Below are 18,816 nucleotides of genomic sequence, written 5' to 3' on the forward strand. Positions count from 1 at the left end.
TGCCCAGGATTTAGGCGCGTCCGCGCCGTCACTTTATCCAGCGATATCGACCCTCGATCTGCCGTGCCCGGAAAACCGGCGTCTTTCGGCCATTTCTGGCGTTGACCAAAAATCTCGCTCCGACTGTGCATGCTTCTTGCATTGCGATAGGCGTTGTATTCAAATGAAGAAAAATCGGGGAACGCAGCTTTGGCATTCGATGAAATGATAACGGCGGGGGAAAATCCTCGCGAGCCTTATCAAAAATACGCAGAGTGGTATGCCAACCAAGATAGAGCGCATCTGATAGCCAAGTCCCGCGATGCGGAGAACATCTTCCGGAAAACCGGCATTACCTTCGCGGTCTATGGACACGCTGATAGTTCCGAAAAACTCATTCCCTTCGACATCATCCCCCGCATCATCTCCGGCCGCGAATGGCGCAAACTGGCGCAGGGCATCGAGCAACGGGTGATCGCCCTCAACGCCTTTCTCGACGACATCTACCACAAGCAGGAAATCATCCGCGCCGGTCGTGTGCCGCGCGAACTGATCGAAAAGAACATCGCGTTCCTGCCCGAGATGATCGGCTTCAGGCCCCCCGGCGGCGTCTACACCCACATTGTCGGAACGGATATCGTCCGCACCGCCGAGGACCAGTTCTACGTGCTGGAAGACAATGCCCGCACGCCTTCCGGTGTCAGCTACATGCTGGAAAACCGCGAAACCATGATGCAGATGTTTCCGGAACTGTTCCATCAGAACAAGGTCCAGCGCGTCGAGGATTATCCGCTACTCCTGCGCCAGAGCCTTGCCTCGCTCGCACCTCCCGGCTGCATGGGCAAGCCGCGCGTCGCCGTGTTGACCCCCGGCATCTATAATTCGGCCTATTACGAACACTCGTTCCTTGCCGACATGATGGGCGTCGAACTGGTCGAAGGCTCGGACCTGCGCGTCATCGACGGCAAGGTGAAGATGCGCACCACCCGCGGCTACGAGGCCATCGACGTGCTCTACCGACGTGTCGACGACGACTTCCTCGACCCGCTCACATTCAGGGCTGACTCGGCGCTCGGCATCCCCGGCATCATGGACGTCTATCGCGCCGGCCACATCACCATCGCCAATGCGCCCGGCACCGGCATTTCCGACGATAAGGCGATTTACTCCTACATGCCTGAGATCGTTGAATTTTATACCGGCCGCAAACCGCTGCTGGAAAACGTTCCGACCTGGCGCTGTTCCGAGGCCGACAGCCTCAAATACGTGCTCGAGCATCTGGAGGAACTGGTCGTGAAGGAAGTCCACGGCTCCGGCGGCTACGGCATGCTAGTCGGACCAACCGCTTCCAAGAGAGAGCGCACCGAGTTCGCCGAGAAGCTGAAGGCAAGGCCAAACAACTACATTGCCCAGCCGACGCTATCGCTCTCGACAGTGCCGATCCTAGTCAACAAGGGCATCGCGCCCCGCCACGTCGACCTTCGCCCCTATGTCCTTGTCTCGGACAAGGTCCAGATCATTCCCGGCGGGCTGACGCGCGTCGCCCTGAAGGAGGGCTCGCTGGTCGTCAATTCCAGCCAGGGCGGCGGCACCAAAGACACTTGGGTATTGGAGGACTAACCGATGCTCGGAAGAACAGCCAACGGACTCTACTGGATGTTCCGTTATATCGAACGCGCCGAAAATATCGCCCGCCTCGTCGATGCCGGATTGCGCATGGCGCTGACCCGCAGCGGTGCGGCGGAAGACGACTGGGACGGCGTACTCCAGAGCGCCGGCGTGCGCGAAGAGTATGACCTCGTCCATGACAAGCTGACCGGCGCCGACGCGATCGACTATCTGATGCGCGATCGTTCCAACCCCTCGAGCGTCATGTCCTGCATCGACTTCGGCCGCAATAACGCCCGGATGGTGCGCACGGCCCTCACGCGCGAGACCTGGGAAGCGACCAACGAATGCTGGATCGAGCTCAAGGCACTGCTCGGCAAACGCCTGAAAGCCGCCGAGATGCCCGACGTGATCGACGTCATCAAGCGAAGGGCCGGCCTCATCCGCGGCGCGTTCCATGGCTCTATGCTACGCAACGAACTCTATAATTTCGCCCGCATCGGCACCTTCATCGAGCGGGCCGACAACACGGCGCGCATCCTCGATGTGAAATACTACGTTCTGCTGCCATCCGTCTCCGCGGTCGGTTCCTCCCTCGACAACGTCCAGTGGGAATCGATCCTGCGCTCGGTTTCCGCCCATCGTTCCTACAGTTGGGTTTACGACGCCGAATATCGTCCCGCAAATATTGCCGATTTCCTCATCCTCAACGGCCAGATGCCGCGGTCGCTCGCCTATTGCTATGAGAAGATCGTCAGCAATCTCGGTTATCTCGGCAAGGAATACGGCGAACGCCATGCCGCCCACGAGACTGCGGACGCAGTCCGCGCAACATTGCAGACACGCATCGTCAAGGACATCATGGATCAGGGACTGCACGAGTTCCTGGAAGACTTCGTCTCACGCAACAACAAGCTGGGCCAGGAGATTTCCGATGGCTACAGGTTTTATCAGTAGGCGGGTTTGATCATGAGACTAAAGATTAATCACGTCACCGAATACCGCTACGATGAACCGTCGCAGTTCTCGCTGCAGCGCCTGCGGCTGACACCGCTCTCCGGCGCCGGCCAGACAGTGATCGACTGGTCGCTGAAGGTCGAAGGCGCACGGACCGAGGTCGAATATGACGACCAGTTCGGCAACCGTATCAGCCTGGTCTCGCACGACGGAGATCAGGACAGCACACGCATAGTTGCCACCGGCGAAGTGGAGACACATGATCTCAACGGGATCACCGGCGTCCACACAGGCTTCTGCCCGCTATGGCTCTTCCTGCGCGACACGCCGCTCACCAAGGCCGGCAAGCTGACCAAGGAACTCATCCGCGGCGTTTCCGGCGAAAGCGACGTCGGCAGGATGCATTCGCTGATGGGCGCAATTCATCAGACAGTCGAATACCTCCCCGGCTCCAGCGATACGGAAACCACATCGGAACAGGCCTTGGAACGCAAGTCCGGCGTCTGCCAGGATCACGCCCATATCTTCATATCCGCGGCCCGCGCGATGCGCTTTCCGGCACGTTATGTCTCGGGCTATCTGCTGATGGAAGGAACCGTCGATCAGGCCGCGACCCACGCCTGGGGCGAAGTTCATATCGCAGGCCTCGGCTGGGTCGGCTTCGATCCCGCCAACGACGTCTGCCCTGACGACCGCTACGTCCGCATCGCCACCGGCCTATGCTACCGCGACGCCGCCCCCGTCTCCGGCATGCGCATCGGCACGCCGGGCGAAAACCTGACAGTGACGGTCAGCGTTGAAAGCCAAGGACAAACTCAGAGTCAGAGCTAGCAGCGGGAAGTCGCCGACAAACCCGCAATCAAAATCAACTTAAACTTGCATATTATACCAGATGCCTTACTGCTCGCTGTAGTTTAGCGGCAGAAGCAGGCGCGCCTTACCAGCAGGCGTATCGGAGAGGACTGGCCCCTCCGACCGTGGCAAAAGGCCTTGCTGCTGAACTTGGAGGTAATGCGATGTGGCTTTTGCCATTTAGTATTGCGTTTATTTTGAGAAAGACCCGGACGAGTTGGTCAATGACCGTCCGGGTCCAATTTTCAAGATAGACAAACGGAAGGCGGGTTGGCGCCCGTCTTCCACTCCAACAATATAAACACAACCGCTAGCCATAACAAGTGTCAGCATTCCCGTCGTTATCCAAGGCCGCTCGTCTCTTGTATCTTTGACAATTCTGGCCTAAATTTCTGACCATATTTTGTGGAGATCCTACAATGAAAATTGGTGCATTCGAAGCCAAGTCGCAGTTTTCGTCTTTGCTGGAACGCGCGGCTCACGGCGAGGAAATTATCATTACAAAGCACGGAAAGCCTGTGGCCCGGCTGGTGGCAACGAACGGCGACGACGAGATGACCGTGGAGGATGTCTTTGGCACACTGAAGTCCCTTCGGAAGCAAACAACTCTCAACGGCATCCCTTGGAAGGAACTCCGGGACGAAGGCCGCAAATGAGCGTCGTTATCGATGCGTCAGTTGCGCTGGCATGGTGCTTTGACGATGAAGCGACTGAGGAAACCGACGAAATAGCACTGGAAATCGCAAGAGCCGGCGCCTTCGTGCCATCGCTATTTCATTTGGAGATATCAAACGTCCTTCTTCAAGCAGAGCGACGCGGACGGATCATGATGGGTGACGTGACACGACGCCTGGAACTCATCGGCAAATTGCCGCTGGAAGTGGACCACCAGACCGCTTCACGCGCGACCACCGAGATATTGGCCTTGGCGAGAGCAGAAAAGCTGACCGTCTATGATGCGGCGTATCTGGAATTGGCGGCGCGGAAGGGATGTGCGCTGGCAACGAAGGATCGTCAGCTCACGGCCGCTGCAAAGCACGTGGGCGTCCCGACGCGTGGCTAGTGCATTGAGAATTAGGCGGGGCCTTCGCCCCGCCCCTCGATCCTCAATGGCTGTCGCGTTCGACGATGGATCCACGTGAACCCACCAAAAAGTCGAGATCGGCGCCGGTGTCGGCCTGCATGACGGTCTTGACGTAGAGGCCGCCATATCCACCCTTGAGCGGCTTGACCGGGGAGACCCATGACGCGCGGCGCTTCGCCATTTCTTCGTCGGAAATGTCGAGATGGATGGTACGGGCCGGCACATCGACCGCAATCATGTCACCGTTCTGAACCAGCGCCAGCGGGCCGCCATCTGCAGCTTCCGGCGCGGTGTGCAGGATGACGGTTCCATAGGCGGTACCGGACATGCGGGCATCCGAAATACGGATCATGTCGGTGATGCCCTTTTTCAGCACCTTGGGCGGCAAGCCCATGTTGCCGACTTCGGCCATGCCGGGATAACCCTTCGGGCCGCAATATTTCAGCACCATGATGCAGGTCTCGTCGATGTCGAGATCGTCCTTGTTGATGCGCGCGTGATAGTCTTCGATGCTTTCGAAGACCACCGCGCGGCCCTTGTGCTGCATCAGATGCGGCGAGGCTGCCGATGGTTTCAGCACGGCGCCCTTCGGAGCCAGGTTACCGCGCAGAACCGCGATGCCGCCCGACTGGGTCAATGCCTTTTCGCGGGGAACGATGACGTCGTCATTGTAGTTGACGACATCCTTGACGCCGTTCCAGATCGTGTCGCCGGTAACGGTGATAGCGTCCTTGTGGAGCAAGCCCATCTCTCCAACCGCCTTGATGACGACGGGCAGGCCGCCGGCATAGTAGAACTCTTCCATCAGATGCTTGCCCGAAGGTTGCAGGTTGACGATCGTCGGCACTTCGCGGCCGAGGCGATCCCAGTCGTCGAGCGAAAGCTCGACGCCGATACGCCCGGCAAGCGCCAGGAGATGCAACACGGCATTGGTCGAGCCGCCCACGGCACCATTGACGCGGATGGCGTTCTCGAAGGCTTCCTTGGTCAGGATGTCTGAAGGCTTCAAGTCCTCCTTGACCATGTCGACGATGCGACGGCCGGAGAGCTGCGAGATGACGCGGCGACGTGCATCGACCGCAGGGATCGCCGCGTTGCCGGGCAGTGTCATGCCAAGCGCTTCAGCCATGGAAGCCATGGTCGATGCGGTGCCCATCGTCATGCAGCTGCCGGCCGAACGCGCCATGCCCTGCTCGGCATCCATGAATTCGTCGAGCGACATTTCGCCTGACTTGACCATCTCCGAAAACTGCCAGATCGCCGTGCCGGAGCCGACATCCTTGCCACGCCATTTGCCGTTGAGCATCGGGCCGCCGGAAACGAGAATGACCGGGATGTCGACGGACGCAGCGCCCATAAGAAGGCTAGGCGTAGTCTTGTCGCAGCCGCCAAGCAGCACGACGCCGTCGACGGGGTTGCCGCGGATCGCCTCTTCGACATCCATGGCCGCAAGGTTGCGGAACATCATGGCAGTCGGGCGAAGCGTGCTTTCACCGACCGAGAAGACCGGGAATTCGACCGGAAAGCCGCCGGCCTCGTAGACGCCGCGCTTGACGCGCTCGGCAAGGTCGCGCAGATGCGCGTTGCAGGGCGTCAGTTCCGACCAGGTATTACAGATGCCGATGATGGGGCGGCCGTCGAAAGTGTCGGCCGGCAATCCCTGGTTCTTCATCCAGGAGCGGTGCATGATGGCATTCTTGCCGGTGCCGCCGAACCAGTCGTAGGAACGCAGCTTGCGCGGCCATTCAGCTTTCTTCGTCATTAGATCAAGTCCTTTTCGTCCTGAACTGGTCGAGCAGTTCAGGTCTGAGAATTTAGTTGCTATGCCAGCGTGTAGGCGGTCTTCACCGTCGTGAAGAACTCCGCTGCGTATTTGCCCTGCTCGCGCGAGCCGAAAGAGGACCCCTTGCGCCCGCCGAACGGAACGTGGAAATCGACGCCAGCGGTCGGCAGGTTGACCATCACCATCCCGGCTTCAGCATTACGCTTGAAATGCGTCGCATGCTTCAGGCTGGTCGTGGCAATGCCGGAAGACAGGCCGAACGGCGTGTCGTTGGCAACCGCCAGGGCTTCGTCGTAGTCCTTGACGCGAATAACAGAGGCGACCGGCCCGAAGATCTCTTCGCGGGAGATCCGCATCTGGTTGGTGGCTTCCGTAAACAGCGTCGGCTGCAGGTAGAAGCCGGGTGTTTCCCGGTTGACGACTTCGCCGCCGAAGGCAAGTTTGGCGCCCTCGCTTTTGCCGATCTCGATATAGTCCGTATCCGTCTTCAACTGCTTGGCATCGACGACGGGGCCGATATGCGTGCCCGCCTTCATGGCGTTGTCGACGTTCAGGCCCTTCAACTTCTCGGTCATCGCCGCAACGAACTTGTCGTGGATGCCTTCGGTGACGATCAGGCGCGAAGATGCCGTGCAGCGCTGGCCGGTCGAGAAGAAGGCCGAATTGGCGGCAGCCTCGACGGCAACGGTAAGGTCGGCATCGTCGAGGATGACCATCGGGTTCTTGCCGCCCATTTCGAGCTGGAACTTGCGGTTATGCTCGACGGAGGCGAGTGCGACGCGCTTGCCCGTGCCGACTGAACCGGTGAAGGTGATGCCGGCGAGCACTGGGCTGTCGAGCATTGCCTGGCCGACGACCGAGCCCTTGCCCATGACGAGGTTGAGCACGCCCTTCGGCAGGCCGGCGCGGTTGAGGATGTCGACGATCGCCCAGGAACAGCCTGGCACGAGATCGGCTGGCTTGAAGACTACGGTGTTGCCGTAGCAGAGCGCTGGAGCGATCTTCCAGGCCGGAATGGCAATCGGGAAGTTCCAAGGCGTAATGATGCCGATGACGCCGAGCGGATCACGCGTGATTTCGACGCCGATGTTTGGGCGCACCGAAGGGATCACTTCACCTGCCAGCCGCAAGGCCTCACCGGCAAAGAATTCGAAGATCTGCGCCGCGCGGATCGTCTCGCCGGTCGCTTCCGGGAGGGTCTTGCCCTCTTCGCGCGCAAGCAGCGCTCCCAGCTCGTCCTTTCGAGCCAGTATCTCTTCGCTGGCCTTCTTCAGGATCGTGTGGCGCTCCAGGATGCCCGAGCGGGACCATGCGGGAAAGGCAGCCTTGGCAGCGGCGATCGCATCGGCGACATCGGCAACCGTCGCGCTTGCATACAGCCCGACAACCTCGTTCGTGTTCGAAGGGTTGATGTTTTCGGCGCTGGCCGAACCGGTCCATTCGCCGGCGATCAGATTCTGGTGGATGGTCATGGGCGTACAGCCTCCCTACCTCAACAAATGGGCATCAGCGATGGACCGGCCGCGACAAGCGGCCGATCTTTAGGCGATTACAACTGGCGAACCGTCACGTCTTCTTCGGCAGCAACGGCAAGCGGATTGCGCAACGGCAGGCCAAAGTCGGCGACCTCGATCTCGAAGACGTCGCCGGCCTCGGGCTTGATGCCATCGGCAAAAGACAATGTCGCCGTGCCGAACATGTGGACATGGACGTCGCCGGGAACACGGAACAGGCCATACTTGAAATGATGGTATTCCAGGTTGGCGAAGGTGTGCGACATGTTGGTTTCGCCCGACAGGAAAGGCTTCTCAAAGATCACCTTGCCGGCGCGCGAGATCTTGGATGTGCCGCGAATGTCGGCAGGCGCCGCACCGATGCGGATTTCCGGACCGAAACTTGCCGGGCGCAGCTTCGAGTGGGCGAGGTAAAGATAGTTGATCCGCTCGGTGACGTGGTCGGAAAATTCGTTCGACAGGGCAAAGCCGATGCGGAATGGCGAACCGTCGGCAGCGATAACGTAGATGCCTGCCATCTCGGGCTCTTCGCCACCGTCGAGAGCGAAGGACGGGGACACGAGAGCTGCACCTGGTGCCGCCGCGCCGTAGCCGTTGCCCTTGTAGAACCACTCGGGCTGTACGCCCTTTTCGCCATCCCTGGGCTTGCCGTTTTCAAGGCCCATCTTGAACATCTTCATCGAGTCGGTGAGCGTTTCCTCAGCCGCCTCGGTGGTCTTCTTATGCATCGAATCGCGGGTCGCGGCCGAGCCGAGATGCGTCAGGCCGGTGCCGGTCAGGTGCAGGTGCGCCGCATCCGGATGCGTGATCGGTGGCAGGAAGCGGCCATCGGCATAGGCCTTGTCGAGATCGACGGCCTCGCCAAGTCCGTGCGCCTCGATCACCGAAACCAGCGATTTGCCGCCGTTCGCCGCCTCCATCGCCAGCGCATAGACGCTGCCGGCGTTGAGCACGGCCTTGGCGCCGACGCCTGGGCCATTTCTGACGGCAACGACGATTTCGCCATTCAAACCTTTGATCTGCGAGATAAGCACGGTCCTGATCCTCTTTTTCCAAGATTAGCGGAAAAAAGCTCCGCCTCTCCGGCTCCACCGGAGCCGGAATCAATATGTCATTCGTCTGCAAATGCGGGGCTGACGCTACGCGCTTAGCCCTTGTTCTTGTTGTAGACGTCGATAAAGACGGCAGCGAGCAGGACGGCGCCCTTGACCATCTGCTGGTAGTCCGTGCCGAGACCGTGGAGCGACATGCCGTTGTTCATGACGCCCATGATGAAGGCTCCGATAACAGCGCCGGTAATCTTGCCGACGCCGCCGGAAGCCGAAGCACCGCCGATGAAGCAGGCAGCGATGACGTCAAGCTCCAGCCCGAGACCGCCCTTGGCCGTCGCCGAATTCAGGCGAAGCGCGACGATGATGCCCGCAAGGCCGGCAAGAGCACCCATGTTGGCGAAGGTGTAGAAGCTGAGGCGCTGCGTGTTGATGCCGGAGAGCTTCGTCGCCTTCTCGTTGCCGCCCATGGCATAGATGCGACGTCCGATGGTCGTGCGCCGCGTGATGAAGGCATAGCCCGCAATCAGGACCAGCATGAGAATAAGAACGTTCGGCAAGCCCTTGTAGGTCGACAGCATGTAGCCGAGAAACAGCGTAGCGCCGGCAAGCAGAAGGTTCTGGATAAGGAAGAAGCTCATCGGCTCGACATCGATGCCATGGCTCTCGTTGACCTTCCGGTGCCGCCAGGCGACGACCAGGAGCACGATCGGAATGATGATCGACAGGATCAGCGACGTGGAATGTATTCCCTCGATGCCGACAAAATCAGGAATGAAGCCGGTGCTGATGACCTGGAACGCCGGAGGAAACGGGCCGATACTCGTTCCGCTGCCTGCCGCCGTCATGATGGACAGGGTCAGACCGCGAAAAATCAGCATGCCGGCGAGCGTCACGATGAACGACGGAATACGGTGATAGGCGATGAAATAACCCTGCGCCGCGCCGACGAGAGCGCCGGTGAGCAGACAAATCGCCGTCGCCAGCACGTAGTTCATATGCCACTGGACGGTCAGGATAGCCGCCAGCGCGCCGATGAAGCCGACGACGGAACCGACCGACAGGTCGATGTGCCCCGCGACGATCACGAGCAGCATGCCGAGCGCCATGATCACGATGAAGGAGTTCTGCAGGATCAGGTTGGTCAGGTTCAAGGGCCTGAAGAGCACGCCACCGGTCGAGATCTGGAAGAACACCATGATGACGACGAGGGCGATGAGCATGCCGTATTCGCGGATGTTGTTGCGAATGTACTCGCCCACGGAAATAACGTTGCTCTCTTCGGTGGCTGGGTTGGCCGTAGTCATTTTATTACTTCTCCCCTGAACGCATGATAGCGCGCATGATCGTTTCCTGGCTCGCTTCGCCCTTCGGCAATTCCGCGACTATGCGCCCTTCGTTCATGACGTAAATGCGATCGCAAATGCCGAGCAGTTCAGGCATCTCCGATGAGATCATCAGGACGCCTTTGCCGTCGGCGGCAAGCTGGTTGATAATTGTGTAGATTTCATACTTGGCACCCACGTCGATACCGCGGGTAGGCTCGTCGAGGATGAGGACTTCTGGATTCGAGAAGAGCCACTTCGACAAAACCACCTTCTGCTGGTTTCCGCCGGAAAGGTTGACCGTTTCCTGGAAGATGCTGGAGCTGCGGATACGCAGCTTCGACCGATAGTCTACGGCAACCTGCGTTTCCTTGATGTCGTCGATCACCATCGAATTCGACACCCCGTTTAGGTTGGCGAGGGTCGTATTATGCATGATGTTGTCGCTGAGCACGAGGCCAAGCTGCTTGCGGTCCTCGGTGACATAGGCAAGGCCGGAGTCGATGGCCTTGCGCACCGTGCTGACATCCACCGCCTTGCCGTCGACGAAGACCTCGCCGGAGATCCTGTGGCCATAGGACTTGCCGAACACGCTCATCGCGAATTCGGTTCGTCCTGCGCCCATCAGGCCTGCAATGCCGACCACCTCGCCCTTGCGGACGTTGATGTTGATGTCGTGCAGCATCTGCCGGTCGCGATGGTGCTGGTTATAGGCGTTCCAGTTCTTGACTTCGAAGATCGTTTCGCCGATCGGCACGGAGCGCGGCGGATAACGGTCCGCAAGCTCACGGCCCACCATGTTCTTGATGATGATGTCTTCGCTGATCTCGTCCGCATGACAGTCGAGCGTCTTGACGGTCATCCCGTCGCGCAGGACCGTGATGTGGTCGGCGACTTTGCGGACTTCGTTCAGCTTGTGCGAAATGATGATCGAGGTGATGCCCTGATTGCGGAACTCGATCAGAAGATTGAGGAGCGCATCGGAATCGCTTTCGTTGAGCGAAGCCGTCGGCTCGTCGAGAATGAGGAGCTTGACGCTTTTCGAGAGTGCCTTGGCAATTTCGACGAGCTGCTGCTTGCCGACGCCGATGTCGGTGATCAGCGTCTCAGGCGACTCCTTGAGGCCCACCTTGCGCAAAAGCTTCTTGGTCCGGCTGAAGGTTTCCTGCCAGCTGATAACGCCGTTGGTGGCAACTTCATTTCCGAGGAAGATGTTCTCGGCGATCGACAGGAGCGGCACGAGCGCCAGTTCCTGATGGATGATGATGATCCCGATATCTTCGCTGTCATTGATGACTTTGAAGTTGCGGGCTTCACCCTCGTAGTGGATTTCGCCGTCGTAGGATCCGGTCGGATAGACGCCGGAGAGAACCTTCATCAGCGTCGATTTACCGGCGCCGTTTTCGCCTACCAATGCATGTATCTCACCTTGGCGAACCTTGAGGTTCACGTTCTCGAGCGCCTTCACGCCCGGGAACGTCTTGGTGATGTTCCGCATTTCAAGAATTGTATCGTTCATACTAAAATTTCCAACGCCAGCAGCCGAAAGACAGCGCGGCGATCATAAAAGTGAAGACCGGAACCCGCAAGTACGGGCTCCGGCCATCCTATATTACTTCAGTTTGTCGGCCGTGTAATAGCCGCTGTCTACAAGAACCTTCTGGTAGTTGGTCTTGTCGACTGCTACCGGGGTCAGCAGGTAGGACGGAACGACCTTGACGCCGTTATCGTAGGTCTTGGTGTCGTTGACTTCAGGCGTCTTGCCTTCCATCAGAGCGTTGACCATGCCGACGGTAACCTTGGCGAGATCGCGGGTGTCCTTGAAGATCGTCGAATGCTGTTCGCCAGCAATGATCGACTTCACGGAAGGAACTTCCGAATCCTGGCCGGTGACGACTGGCAGCGGCTGAGCAGCCGTACCGTAGCCGACGCCCTTCAGCGACGAAAGGATACCGATCGACAGGCCGTCATAAGGAGACAGGACTGCATCGACCTTGGCGTCGGTGTAGTTGGCAGAGAGAAGGTTGTCCATGCGAGCCTGGGCCGTTGCCGGATCCCAACGCAGCGTGCCGACCTTGTCCATGCCGGTCTGGCCGGACTTTACGACGAGCTTCTTGCTGTCGATGTAAGGCTGCAGAACGGACATTGCGCCATCGTAGAAGAAGAAGGCGTTGTTGTCGTCAGGCGAGCCACCGAAGAGCTCGATGTTGAACGGGCCTTTGCCATCCTTGAGGCCGAGAGCGTCGACGATCGAGCCTGCCTGAAGAACGCCGACCTTGAAGTTATCGAATGTCGCATAGTAGTCGACATTGGCCGAATCGCGGATCAGACGGTCGTAAGCGATGACCTTGATGCCAGCATCGTGAGCCTTCTGAAGAACGTCGGAAAGCGTCGTCCCGTCGATTGCTGCGATAACGAGAACCTTGGAGCCCTTCGTGACCATGTTTTCGATCTGCGAAAGCTGGTTCGGAATATCGTCATCTGCATACTGCAGGTCGGTTCCGTAACCGGCAGCCTGGAGCTGCTTGACGATGTTGTTACCGTCGTCGATCCAGCGAGCCGAAGCCTTCGTCGGCATTGCGATGCCAACAGTGCCCTTGTCCGCAGCCATTGCAGGCATCACGAATGAAGCGACGCCGAAGGCAGCCGCAGCCATCAATGAGATAATGGATTTCATTTCTCTCTCCCTTGTTAATAAATCGGCGGACGACGATGCGCCCACCCCGAAACTGTGGCAGGTTCCGTAGATTGGATAGTTACTTCAGATTGTGAGAAACGAAGTACGTCTCCTCCACGATCTCACACGTGTTTGTTGAGCCACATCCAGCGCAACGGCGGCAAACTGGAATCAATTCGTATAACTGTCAAATAGAATAAACGGTAGATAATATATCATATTTGGTATAACGTGAAAAAATAGTACTTTTTCGCCAACAAGGAGGAATAATTACAACTATGGAGAAAATATATAACGATTATTCTCGCGATGGTATAGAAATACACACAGATAATTTTCGCGACGACAGTCTTTTGCGCGCGGGTTTGAAGCTCAATCACCTGCGGATGATTGTCACGATCGAGGATCACGGACAGATTTCAGCGGCTGCGGAAGCGCTGAATATATCCCAGCCGGCGGCATCACGAATGTTATCCGAGATGGAATCGATTGCGAAAACGGCACTTTACGAGCGAATCGCCAGGGGTGTCGTGCTGACCCCCTTCGGCTCGGCCCTGGCCAAGCGGGCAAGGAAGATCCTTCTGGAGCTACGCGAAGCGAGTCGCGAAATCGCAGAGCTTCGCACCGGCAAGGGCGGCTCCGTCTACCTCGGCGCTGTTACCGCGCCTGCAATCAGCCTCGTAGTGCCCGCCATCCGGCAGGTCACGCAGACCTACCCCGGCATCGAGATCAACATACAGGTCGAGACGAGCAATATTCTGGCCCGCGAACTCCTCGCCGCACGCCACGATTTCATCATCTGCCGAATCCCGGACGAGCTTAACCCCCGCCTCTTCACCGCCCATGAGATCGGCGTGGAGAAAGCCTGCCTCATCGTGCGAAACGGCCACCCCTTGCTCGAAAAAGGCGTCGTCGGCCTGCACGATCTCATAGGCCGCGACTGGGTCTTCCAGCCGCCGGGCACCCTGCTTCGACGAAAGGTCGAGGACATATTCATCTCGGCTGGCGTGCCGCTGCCGGAAAATATCGTCAATACCTCCTCGCTGCTGCTGACGGTGGCTGTGGTCTGCAAGACCGATGCGATCGCCCCGATCGCGCTCGACATGGCCGAGTTCGTGTGTGGCCAGAGCTCGAATGCCGGCGAGGCCTGCATTCTGCCTATCGACTTCGAGATCTCGGTAAAGCCCTACAGCCTTATTACCGCCCGCGAGCGCGCCATGCCGCCGAGCGCGAGCCTGCTCTACGACATGATCCTGGAGCAGAGCCGAAGCCTGGCCGCGACCTGATCAGCCCTGCGCCACCTTCGCTTCCTAATGTTCGTTCCTCTGGAGGAACGCATGCGGTTCGGGCAATCGGTATTTCAATCAGTTCTGGAACGTCTCGACGCTGAGGATGCTGAAGATGGCGAAAGCCCTGCCAGTGCCTACCATCGTATCCACGGCCTGAACTCGAGCTTCGTCGCCGACGTGCGCGAGGGCGTCTCCGCAGCTTCGATCCGGCCGGGCCAGGCCTATATCGATAATCTCGAATTCGAGGAGCCTTCCCCTGTCGACGCCGCACGGCCTGAAGAGCCGCCGCAACCGGCAGCTCCGGAACCGCCTCCCCTCGTCATGCCGGCACACCTGACGCGAACAGCGCCGCAGGATGTGGCCGCCGAGCTGGCGATCTCGTCCGGGGACACCCAGCACAGTCTTAACGACAAGCGCCGCGCGTTCGCCAAGGCCAATCATCCAGACGGTGTCGCGCCGCCGTTCCGCGAGAATGCGACCGCCCGCATGATGATCGCCAATCTCCTGATCGACGAAGCCCTTCGCCGTATCAGCCGGCAAAGGTAGCGCAGCCAGGCTATTCCGGATCTTTTTCCTGGTCGCCGGGTTCGCCAGCCGCGACCGTGGTCTCCGTTTCCTCTTTCAAGGGCGGCGGAGTGTATGTCAGCAGCAGCTTGTAGGCGGAATAGATGCCGAGCGCCCCGACGATGATCGCCCAGAACGGTTCAGAGGTCGACGCTTCGATGATAGCCCATCCCAGGCAGACGGCGACGATCGCGATCCGGATCCACAGGGGTCGGTAGAACGAATGGTCCGGATCGATCAGTTGCATGACTGTATTGCTCGCTCTCTATTGTTCGCTTGTCTTTAGGCTGAATTTCAGAATTGTGAAACCCTGGCGCCTTGACGTCGCCTTCGGAAAATGGAATGAAAATTCCACAAAATTCATAATTCGGTTTATTTGTTCTGAAATTGGGAGGAATGAAAGATGACAGTAAGATTTGCTCTGCTCGGCGCCGGCCGCATAGGCAAGGTGCATGCAAAAGCAGTCAGTGGCAACGCCAGTGCCAAGCTCATCGCGGTCGCCGACGCGTTTCCGGCCGCGGCCGAAGCCATTGCATCAGCCTATGGCTGCGAAGTCCGCACGATCGAGGCGATCGAGGCGGCCAAGGACATCGACGCGGTCGTCATCTGCACGCCGACCGATACCCATGCCGACCTGATCGAGCGCTTTGCCCGCGCCGGCAAGGCGATCTTCTGCGAAAAACCGATCGATCTCGACGTTGCCCGTGTCAAGGCCTGCATCAAGGTGGTCGCCGATACCAAGGGCAAGCTGATGGTCGGCTTCAACAGGCGCTTCGATCCGCATTTCATGGCGGTTCGTCAGGCCATCGACGACGGCAAGATCGGCGCTGTCGAAATGGTGACCATCACCTCGCGCGACCCGGGCGCTCCGCCGGTCGACTACATCAAGCGCTCCGGCGGCATCTTCCGCGACATGACCATCCACGATTTCGACATGGCCCGCTTCCTGCTCGGCGAGGAGCCGGTCACGGTCAGCGCGACCGCCGCCGTCCTGGTCGACAAGGCGATCGGCGATGCCGGTGACTATGACAGCGTCTCGGTCCTGCTGCAGACCGCGTCCGGTAAGCAGGCGATGATCTCCAACTCCCGCCGCGCCACCTACGGCTACGACCAGCGCATCGAGATCCACGGATCGAAGGGCATGGTCGCGGCCGAGAACCAGCGCCCGTTCTCGATCGAAGTGGCAAATGGCGACGGCTATACCCGCCCGCCACTGCATGATTTCTTCATGACCCGCTACACCGAGGCCTACGCCAACGAAATCGCCGCCTTCATCACGGCAATCGAGCAAGGCACCGCGATTACGCCCTCCGGCGCCGATGGCCTTGCTGCCCTCAGACTTGCCGATGCAGCCATGCAGTCCGTCAAGGAAGGCAAGCAGATCAAGGTCGGATAAGTCTCGTCTACTTCAGTCGTTGAACACATGTGGCCGGGTTTTTCGCCCGGCCATTTTCATTCAGCTGGCCCGATCGTTCAATTCCATGCTGGCAGCTGCCGCGCGCGCCATGACGATATCGTTGTCCATGATCGACAGCGCGCGATTGAGATGTCCCTCGAAAACCAGCGCCTGTTCGTCCGGCACGACCCGCATCTCCGGCATGCCCTCCATCCGCACGATCAGCGACTGCGCCAACCCCTCCTCGATACCCTCACGAAGCAGGTCGTAGTACCGCGTACCCGGTCCGGTCAGCGCGATCGGCATGCGTTCGGTCAGGCTGAGGACCCGCGACAGCCCGTTTCCGAGCGCCAACCCCGCCTGGCGAAAGGCGAAGCCGTTGCGCCGATGGCCCTGGCGCGCGCTTGCAGCGATCTTGTCAAGTTCCGAGACCGGAACGAATTTCGCCGGGATGGTATCGAGCGGAACGGCGAAGGCATTGCGCAGGATGGCGTAGAAGCCGGCATAGGCCTCGATGCAGCCAGACGACCCGCAACGACAAAGCGCGCCCTCCGGCGCATGGAGCATATGTCCGAAATTCGGTGCAGAAACCTCGGGCTCGCCGCCGTCCCGCCGCCGAACGATCCCCAGCCCGATGCTATGCCCGAGCGATAGCGCCGCCAGCGCCCGGAAGTCGCTGCCCTTGTCGTTTTCCTCGCGCTGTCCGACGGCAGCAGCAACCAGCAGCGTCTCGTTGCCAAGGATGATTTTCGCCGACCATTCGGCGCCAAGCACATCGGCGAAATCGATCTGCTCGCGCCCGAAAATCGGCGACCAGCGCAAGATTGGCTCGATCGCATCGACGAGCCCCTTGCTGCTGATCGAAATGATCAGCACGTCGTCACGATCGATCCGTGACCGCGAAACGAGCCGCAACAACCCCTCCTGCATGGCGGCTACGAACTTCTGCACCCCGCCCGCATCCTGGGACCGCGCCTCGGAAAAGCGGTCGAGCAGCGTACCGGCGTAGTCGACGAGAGAATATTGGACAGCGTCGGACGAGATGATGACGGTAATCAGATAACCGCAATCGCGCCGCTGCGAAAATGCCACCCGCGGACGTCCTCGACCCGACGCGGCCTGCTGTTCGGTTTTCGCAATGATCTGGGCGCGCTCGAGATCGGCGGTTATCGCCGAGATCGTCGCCGACGACAGGCTGGTGAAATCAGAAAGCTCGGTATGGGCCAGGGGGCCATGTGTTCGCAGCGCCTTCAGCACCAACGCGCTATTGCGCTGGCGGACCAATTCCGTGCTCGATTTGATCTGCATCCAGCCGTCTCCCCATCGCTTCCCTCCCCTGCGCGCATCTTCATATCAGCTCTTTAGAAACGGCTGACTAAACCTTTGGATGCGCTGTTGACAGCTCGAAAAATCTCTGACACTAAATTTCTCGACTGTCGAGAAAAAACACAAAATCTTTCTCGTCAGCGTAATCGCGGCGGCCGGCGGGAGCTTAGGGTACGTGCGGTCGCATTCACTCGGGAGGATAATATGAGAGCTTTTATCAAGCTGGCCGCCGGCGCGGCTTTAGTCTTGACCATGCAGACCGCGGCCTTCGCCAAGGATCTGGTGGTTGGTGTTTCCTGGTCGAATTTCCAGGAAGAACGTTGGAAGACTGACGAAGCCGCCATCAAGAAGGCACTTGCTGCCGCTGGCGCGAAGTACATTTCCGCTGACGCCCAGTCCTCCGCTTCCAAGCAGTTGACGGACGTGGAATCGCTGATTTCCCAGGGCGCCAACGCGCTGATCATTCTCGCCCAGGATAGCGACGCTATCGGCCCCGCCATCGAAAAGGCTGCTGACGAAGGCATCCCGGTCGTCGGTTACGACCGCCTGATCGAAAACCCGGCTGCCTTCTACATCACCTTCGACAACAAGGAAGTCGGCCGCATGCAGGCGCGCGGCGTTTTGGCTGCCAAGCCCGAAGGCAATTACGTATTCATCAAGGGCTCGTCTTCCGATCCGAACGCCGACTTCCTGTTCGCAGGCCAGTTGGAAGTGCTGAAGTCCGCCATGGACGCCGGCAAGATCAAGAAGGTCGGCGAAGCCTACACCGACGGCTGGCTGCCCCAGAACGCACAGCGCAACATGGAACAGATCCTGACCGCCAACAACAACAAGGTTGACGCCGTCGTCGCCTCCAACGACGGCACTGCCGGCGGCGCAATCGCCGCTCTGGACGCGCAGGGCCTCGCCGGCACTGTTCCTGTCTCCGGCCAGGACGCCGACAAGGCTGCCCTCAACCGTATCGCGCTCGGCACCCAGACAGTTTCCGTCTGGAAGGACTCCCGCGAACTCGGCAAGCGCGCCGCAGAAATCGCTCTCAGCCTTGCCGGCGGCAAGAAGCTGAACGAGATCGAAGGCGTCAAGGTCTTCAAGGACGGCCCGAAGAAGGTCGAGATGCAGTCTGTCTTCCTGACACCGCTTCCGATCACGAAGGACAACCTCAACGTCGTCATCGACGCCGGTTGGATCTCCAAGGCTGAAGCATGCCAGGGCGTCAAGGCCGGCACCGTTGCTGCCTGCAAGTAAGCGTCATCTGACCAGCTAAGTCATAGCGACGCCGCAACGGCCTTCCGTTGCGGCGTCGAATGCGGCTCAGGCGATGACCCTGCGAAAGCGGAGCCCCCTGAACGCCGTATTGGTATTGCGCCATCAGCAAGACCGATGCACGCCCGGAAAACGCAAGGCCTAGGCAAC

The 18,816-nt window shown here is 59.3% G+C and carries 17 protein-coding genes; 9 read left to right on the plus strand and 8 right to left on the minus strand.

Going from position 1 to position 18,816, the window contains the following annotated elements:
* Window positions 1–189: 189 nt before the first annotated feature.
* The 5 genes from CPY51_RS13720 to CPY51_RS13740 all read left to right on the plus strand — a co-directional run bounded on the left by CPY51_RS13720 (window position 190) and on the right by CPY51_RS13740 (window position 4,459).
* A complete protein-coding gene (locus CPY51_RS13720; RefSeq protein WP_111160755.1) occupies window positions 190–1,599 on the plus strand; it encodes a circularly permuted type 2 ATP-grasp protein in 1,410 nt (469 codons plus the stop codon).
* Window positions 1,600–1,602: 3 nt separating this feature from the next.
* A complete protein-coding gene (locus tag CPY51_RS13725) occupies window positions 1,603–2,544 on the plus strand; it encodes an alpha-E domain-containing protein (RefSeq protein WP_111160756.1) in 942 nt (313 codons plus the stop codon).
* Window positions 2,545–2,556: 12 nt separating this feature from the next.
* A complete protein-coding gene (locus CPY51_RS13730) occupies window positions 2,557–3,375 on the plus strand; it encodes a transglutaminase family protein (RefSeq protein WP_111160997.1) in 819 nt (272 codons plus the stop codon).
* Between the two features lie 440 nt (window positions 3,376–3,815).
* The gene (locus CPY51_RS13735) at window positions 3,816–4,052 is read left to right on the plus strand and encodes a type II toxin-antitoxin system Phd/YefM family antitoxin (RefSeq protein ID WP_111160757.1); all 237 of its coding nucleotides are present in this window, start codon (window positions 3,816–3,818) and stop codon (window positions 4,050–4,052) included.
* Window positions 4,049–4,459 carry a type II toxin-antitoxin system VapC family toxin gene (locus CPY51_RS13740; protein ID WP_111160758.1) on the plus strand — a complete coding sequence of 137 codons (411 nt, stop codon included), beginning with the start codon at window positions 4,049–4,051 and terminating at the stop codon, window positions 4,457–4,459. Before CPY51_RS13735 ends, CPY51_RS13740 begins: the two co-directional genes overlap by 4 nt.
* Before the next feature lie 43 nt (window positions 4,460–4,502).
* On the opposite strand, the gene araD is transcribed toward CPY51_RS13740, so the two are convergent.
* From araD to chvE, 6 genes are all read right to left on the minus strand, one after another.
* Complete coding sequence (araD, locus tag CPY51_RS13745) at window positions 4,503–6,242, minus strand: L-arabinonate dehydratase (protein WP_111160759.1); 1,740 nt, start codon at window positions 6,240–6,242, stop codon at window positions 4,503–4,505.
* A 59-nt stretch (window positions 6,243–6,301) separates the two neighbouring features.
* On the minus strand, window positions 6,302–7,735 hold the full coding sequence (locus CPY51_RS13750; RefSeq protein ID WP_111160760.1) for an aldehyde dehydrogenase family protein: 1,434 nt from the start codon (window positions 7,733–7,735) through the stop codon (window positions 6,302–6,304).
* A gap of 77 nt (window positions 7,736–7,812) precedes the next feature.
* On the minus strand, window positions 7,813–8,811 hold the full coding sequence (gene araD1, locus CPY51_RS13755; RefSeq protein WP_111160761.1) for an AraD1 family protein: 999 nt from the start codon (window positions 8,809–8,811) through the stop codon (window positions 7,813–7,815).
* Window positions 8,812–8,924: 113 nt separating this feature from the next.
* The gene (mmsB, locus tag CPY51_RS13760; protein WP_111160762.1) at window positions 8,925–10,133 is read right to left on the minus strand and encodes a multiple monosaccharide ABC transporter permease; all 1,209 of its coding nucleotides are present in this window, start codon (window positions 10,131–10,133) and stop codon (window positions 8,925–8,927) included.
* 4 nt (window positions 10,134–10,137) lie between these two features.
* Window positions 10,138–11,670, minus strand: coding sequence for a multiple monosaccharide ABC transporter ATP-binding protein (mmsA, locus tag CPY51_RS13765; RefSeq protein WP_111160763.1), 1,533 nt, complete (start codon window positions 11,668–11,670; stop codon window positions 10,138–10,140).
* Window positions 11,671–11,763: 93 nt separating this feature from the next.
* A complete protein-coding gene (chvE, locus tag CPY51_RS13770; protein ID WP_111160764.1) occupies window positions 11,764–12,828 on the minus strand; it encodes a multiple monosaccharide ABC transporter substrate-binding protein in 1,065 nt (354 codons plus the stop codon).
* Between the two features lie 278 nt (window positions 12,829–13,106).
* Between chvE and CPY51_RS13775 the strand changes: the two genes are divergently transcribed.
* Window positions 13,107–14,114 (plus strand): LysR family transcriptional regulator, encoded by a 1,008-nt coding sequence (locus CPY51_RS13775; RefSeq protein WP_111160765.1) that lies wholly within the window; start codon window positions 13,107–13,109, stop codon window positions 14,112–14,114.
* 51 nt (window positions 14,115–14,165) lie between these two features.
* Window positions 14,166–14,663 carry a hypothetical protein gene (locus CPY51_RS13780; RefSeq protein ID WP_111160766.1) on the plus strand — a complete coding sequence of 166 codons (498 nt, stop codon included), beginning with the start codon at window positions 14,166–14,168 and terminating at the stop codon, window positions 14,661–14,663.
* A gap of 10 nt (window positions 14,664–14,673) precedes the next feature.
* On the opposite strand, the gene CPY51_RS13785 is transcribed toward CPY51_RS13780, so the two are convergent.
* A complete protein-coding gene (locus CPY51_RS13785) occupies window positions 14,674–14,928 on the minus strand; it encodes a hypothetical protein (protein WP_111160767.1) in 255 nt (84 codons plus the stop codon).
* Between the two features lie 156 nt (window positions 14,929–15,084).
* Between CPY51_RS13785 and iolG the strand changes: the two genes are divergently transcribed.
* A complete protein-coding gene (gene iolG / locus CPY51_RS13790; protein WP_111160768.1) occupies window positions 15,085–16,077 on the plus strand; it encodes an inositol 2-dehydrogenase in 993 nt (330 codons plus the stop codon).
* 60 nt (window positions 16,078–16,137) lie between these two features.
* On the opposite strand, the gene CPY51_RS13795 is transcribed toward iolG, so the two are convergent.
* Window positions 16,138–17,385 (minus strand): ROK family transcriptional regulator, encoded by a 1,248-nt coding sequence (locus tag CPY51_RS13795; protein ID WP_111160769.1) that lies wholly within the window; start codon window positions 17,383–17,385, stop codon window positions 16,138–16,140.
* A gap of 222 nt (window positions 17,386–17,607) precedes the next feature.
* Here CPY51_RS13795 and xylF point away from each other — a divergent pair, with 222 nt between their 5' ends.
* Window positions 17,608–18,648 (plus strand): D-xylose ABC transporter substrate-binding protein, encoded by a 1,041-nt coding sequence (gene xylF / locus CPY51_RS13800; RefSeq protein WP_111160770.1) that lies wholly within the window; start codon window positions 17,608–17,610, stop codon window positions 18,646–18,648.
* The last annotated feature ends 168 nt before the right edge of the window (window positions 18,649–18,816 follow it).

It is taken from the genome of Arminella tubonensis, assembly GCF_003240585.1.
Taxonomy (GTDB): Bacteria; Pseudomonadota; Alphaproteobacteria; order Rhizobiales; family Rhizobiaceae; genus Rhizobium; species Rhizobium tubonense.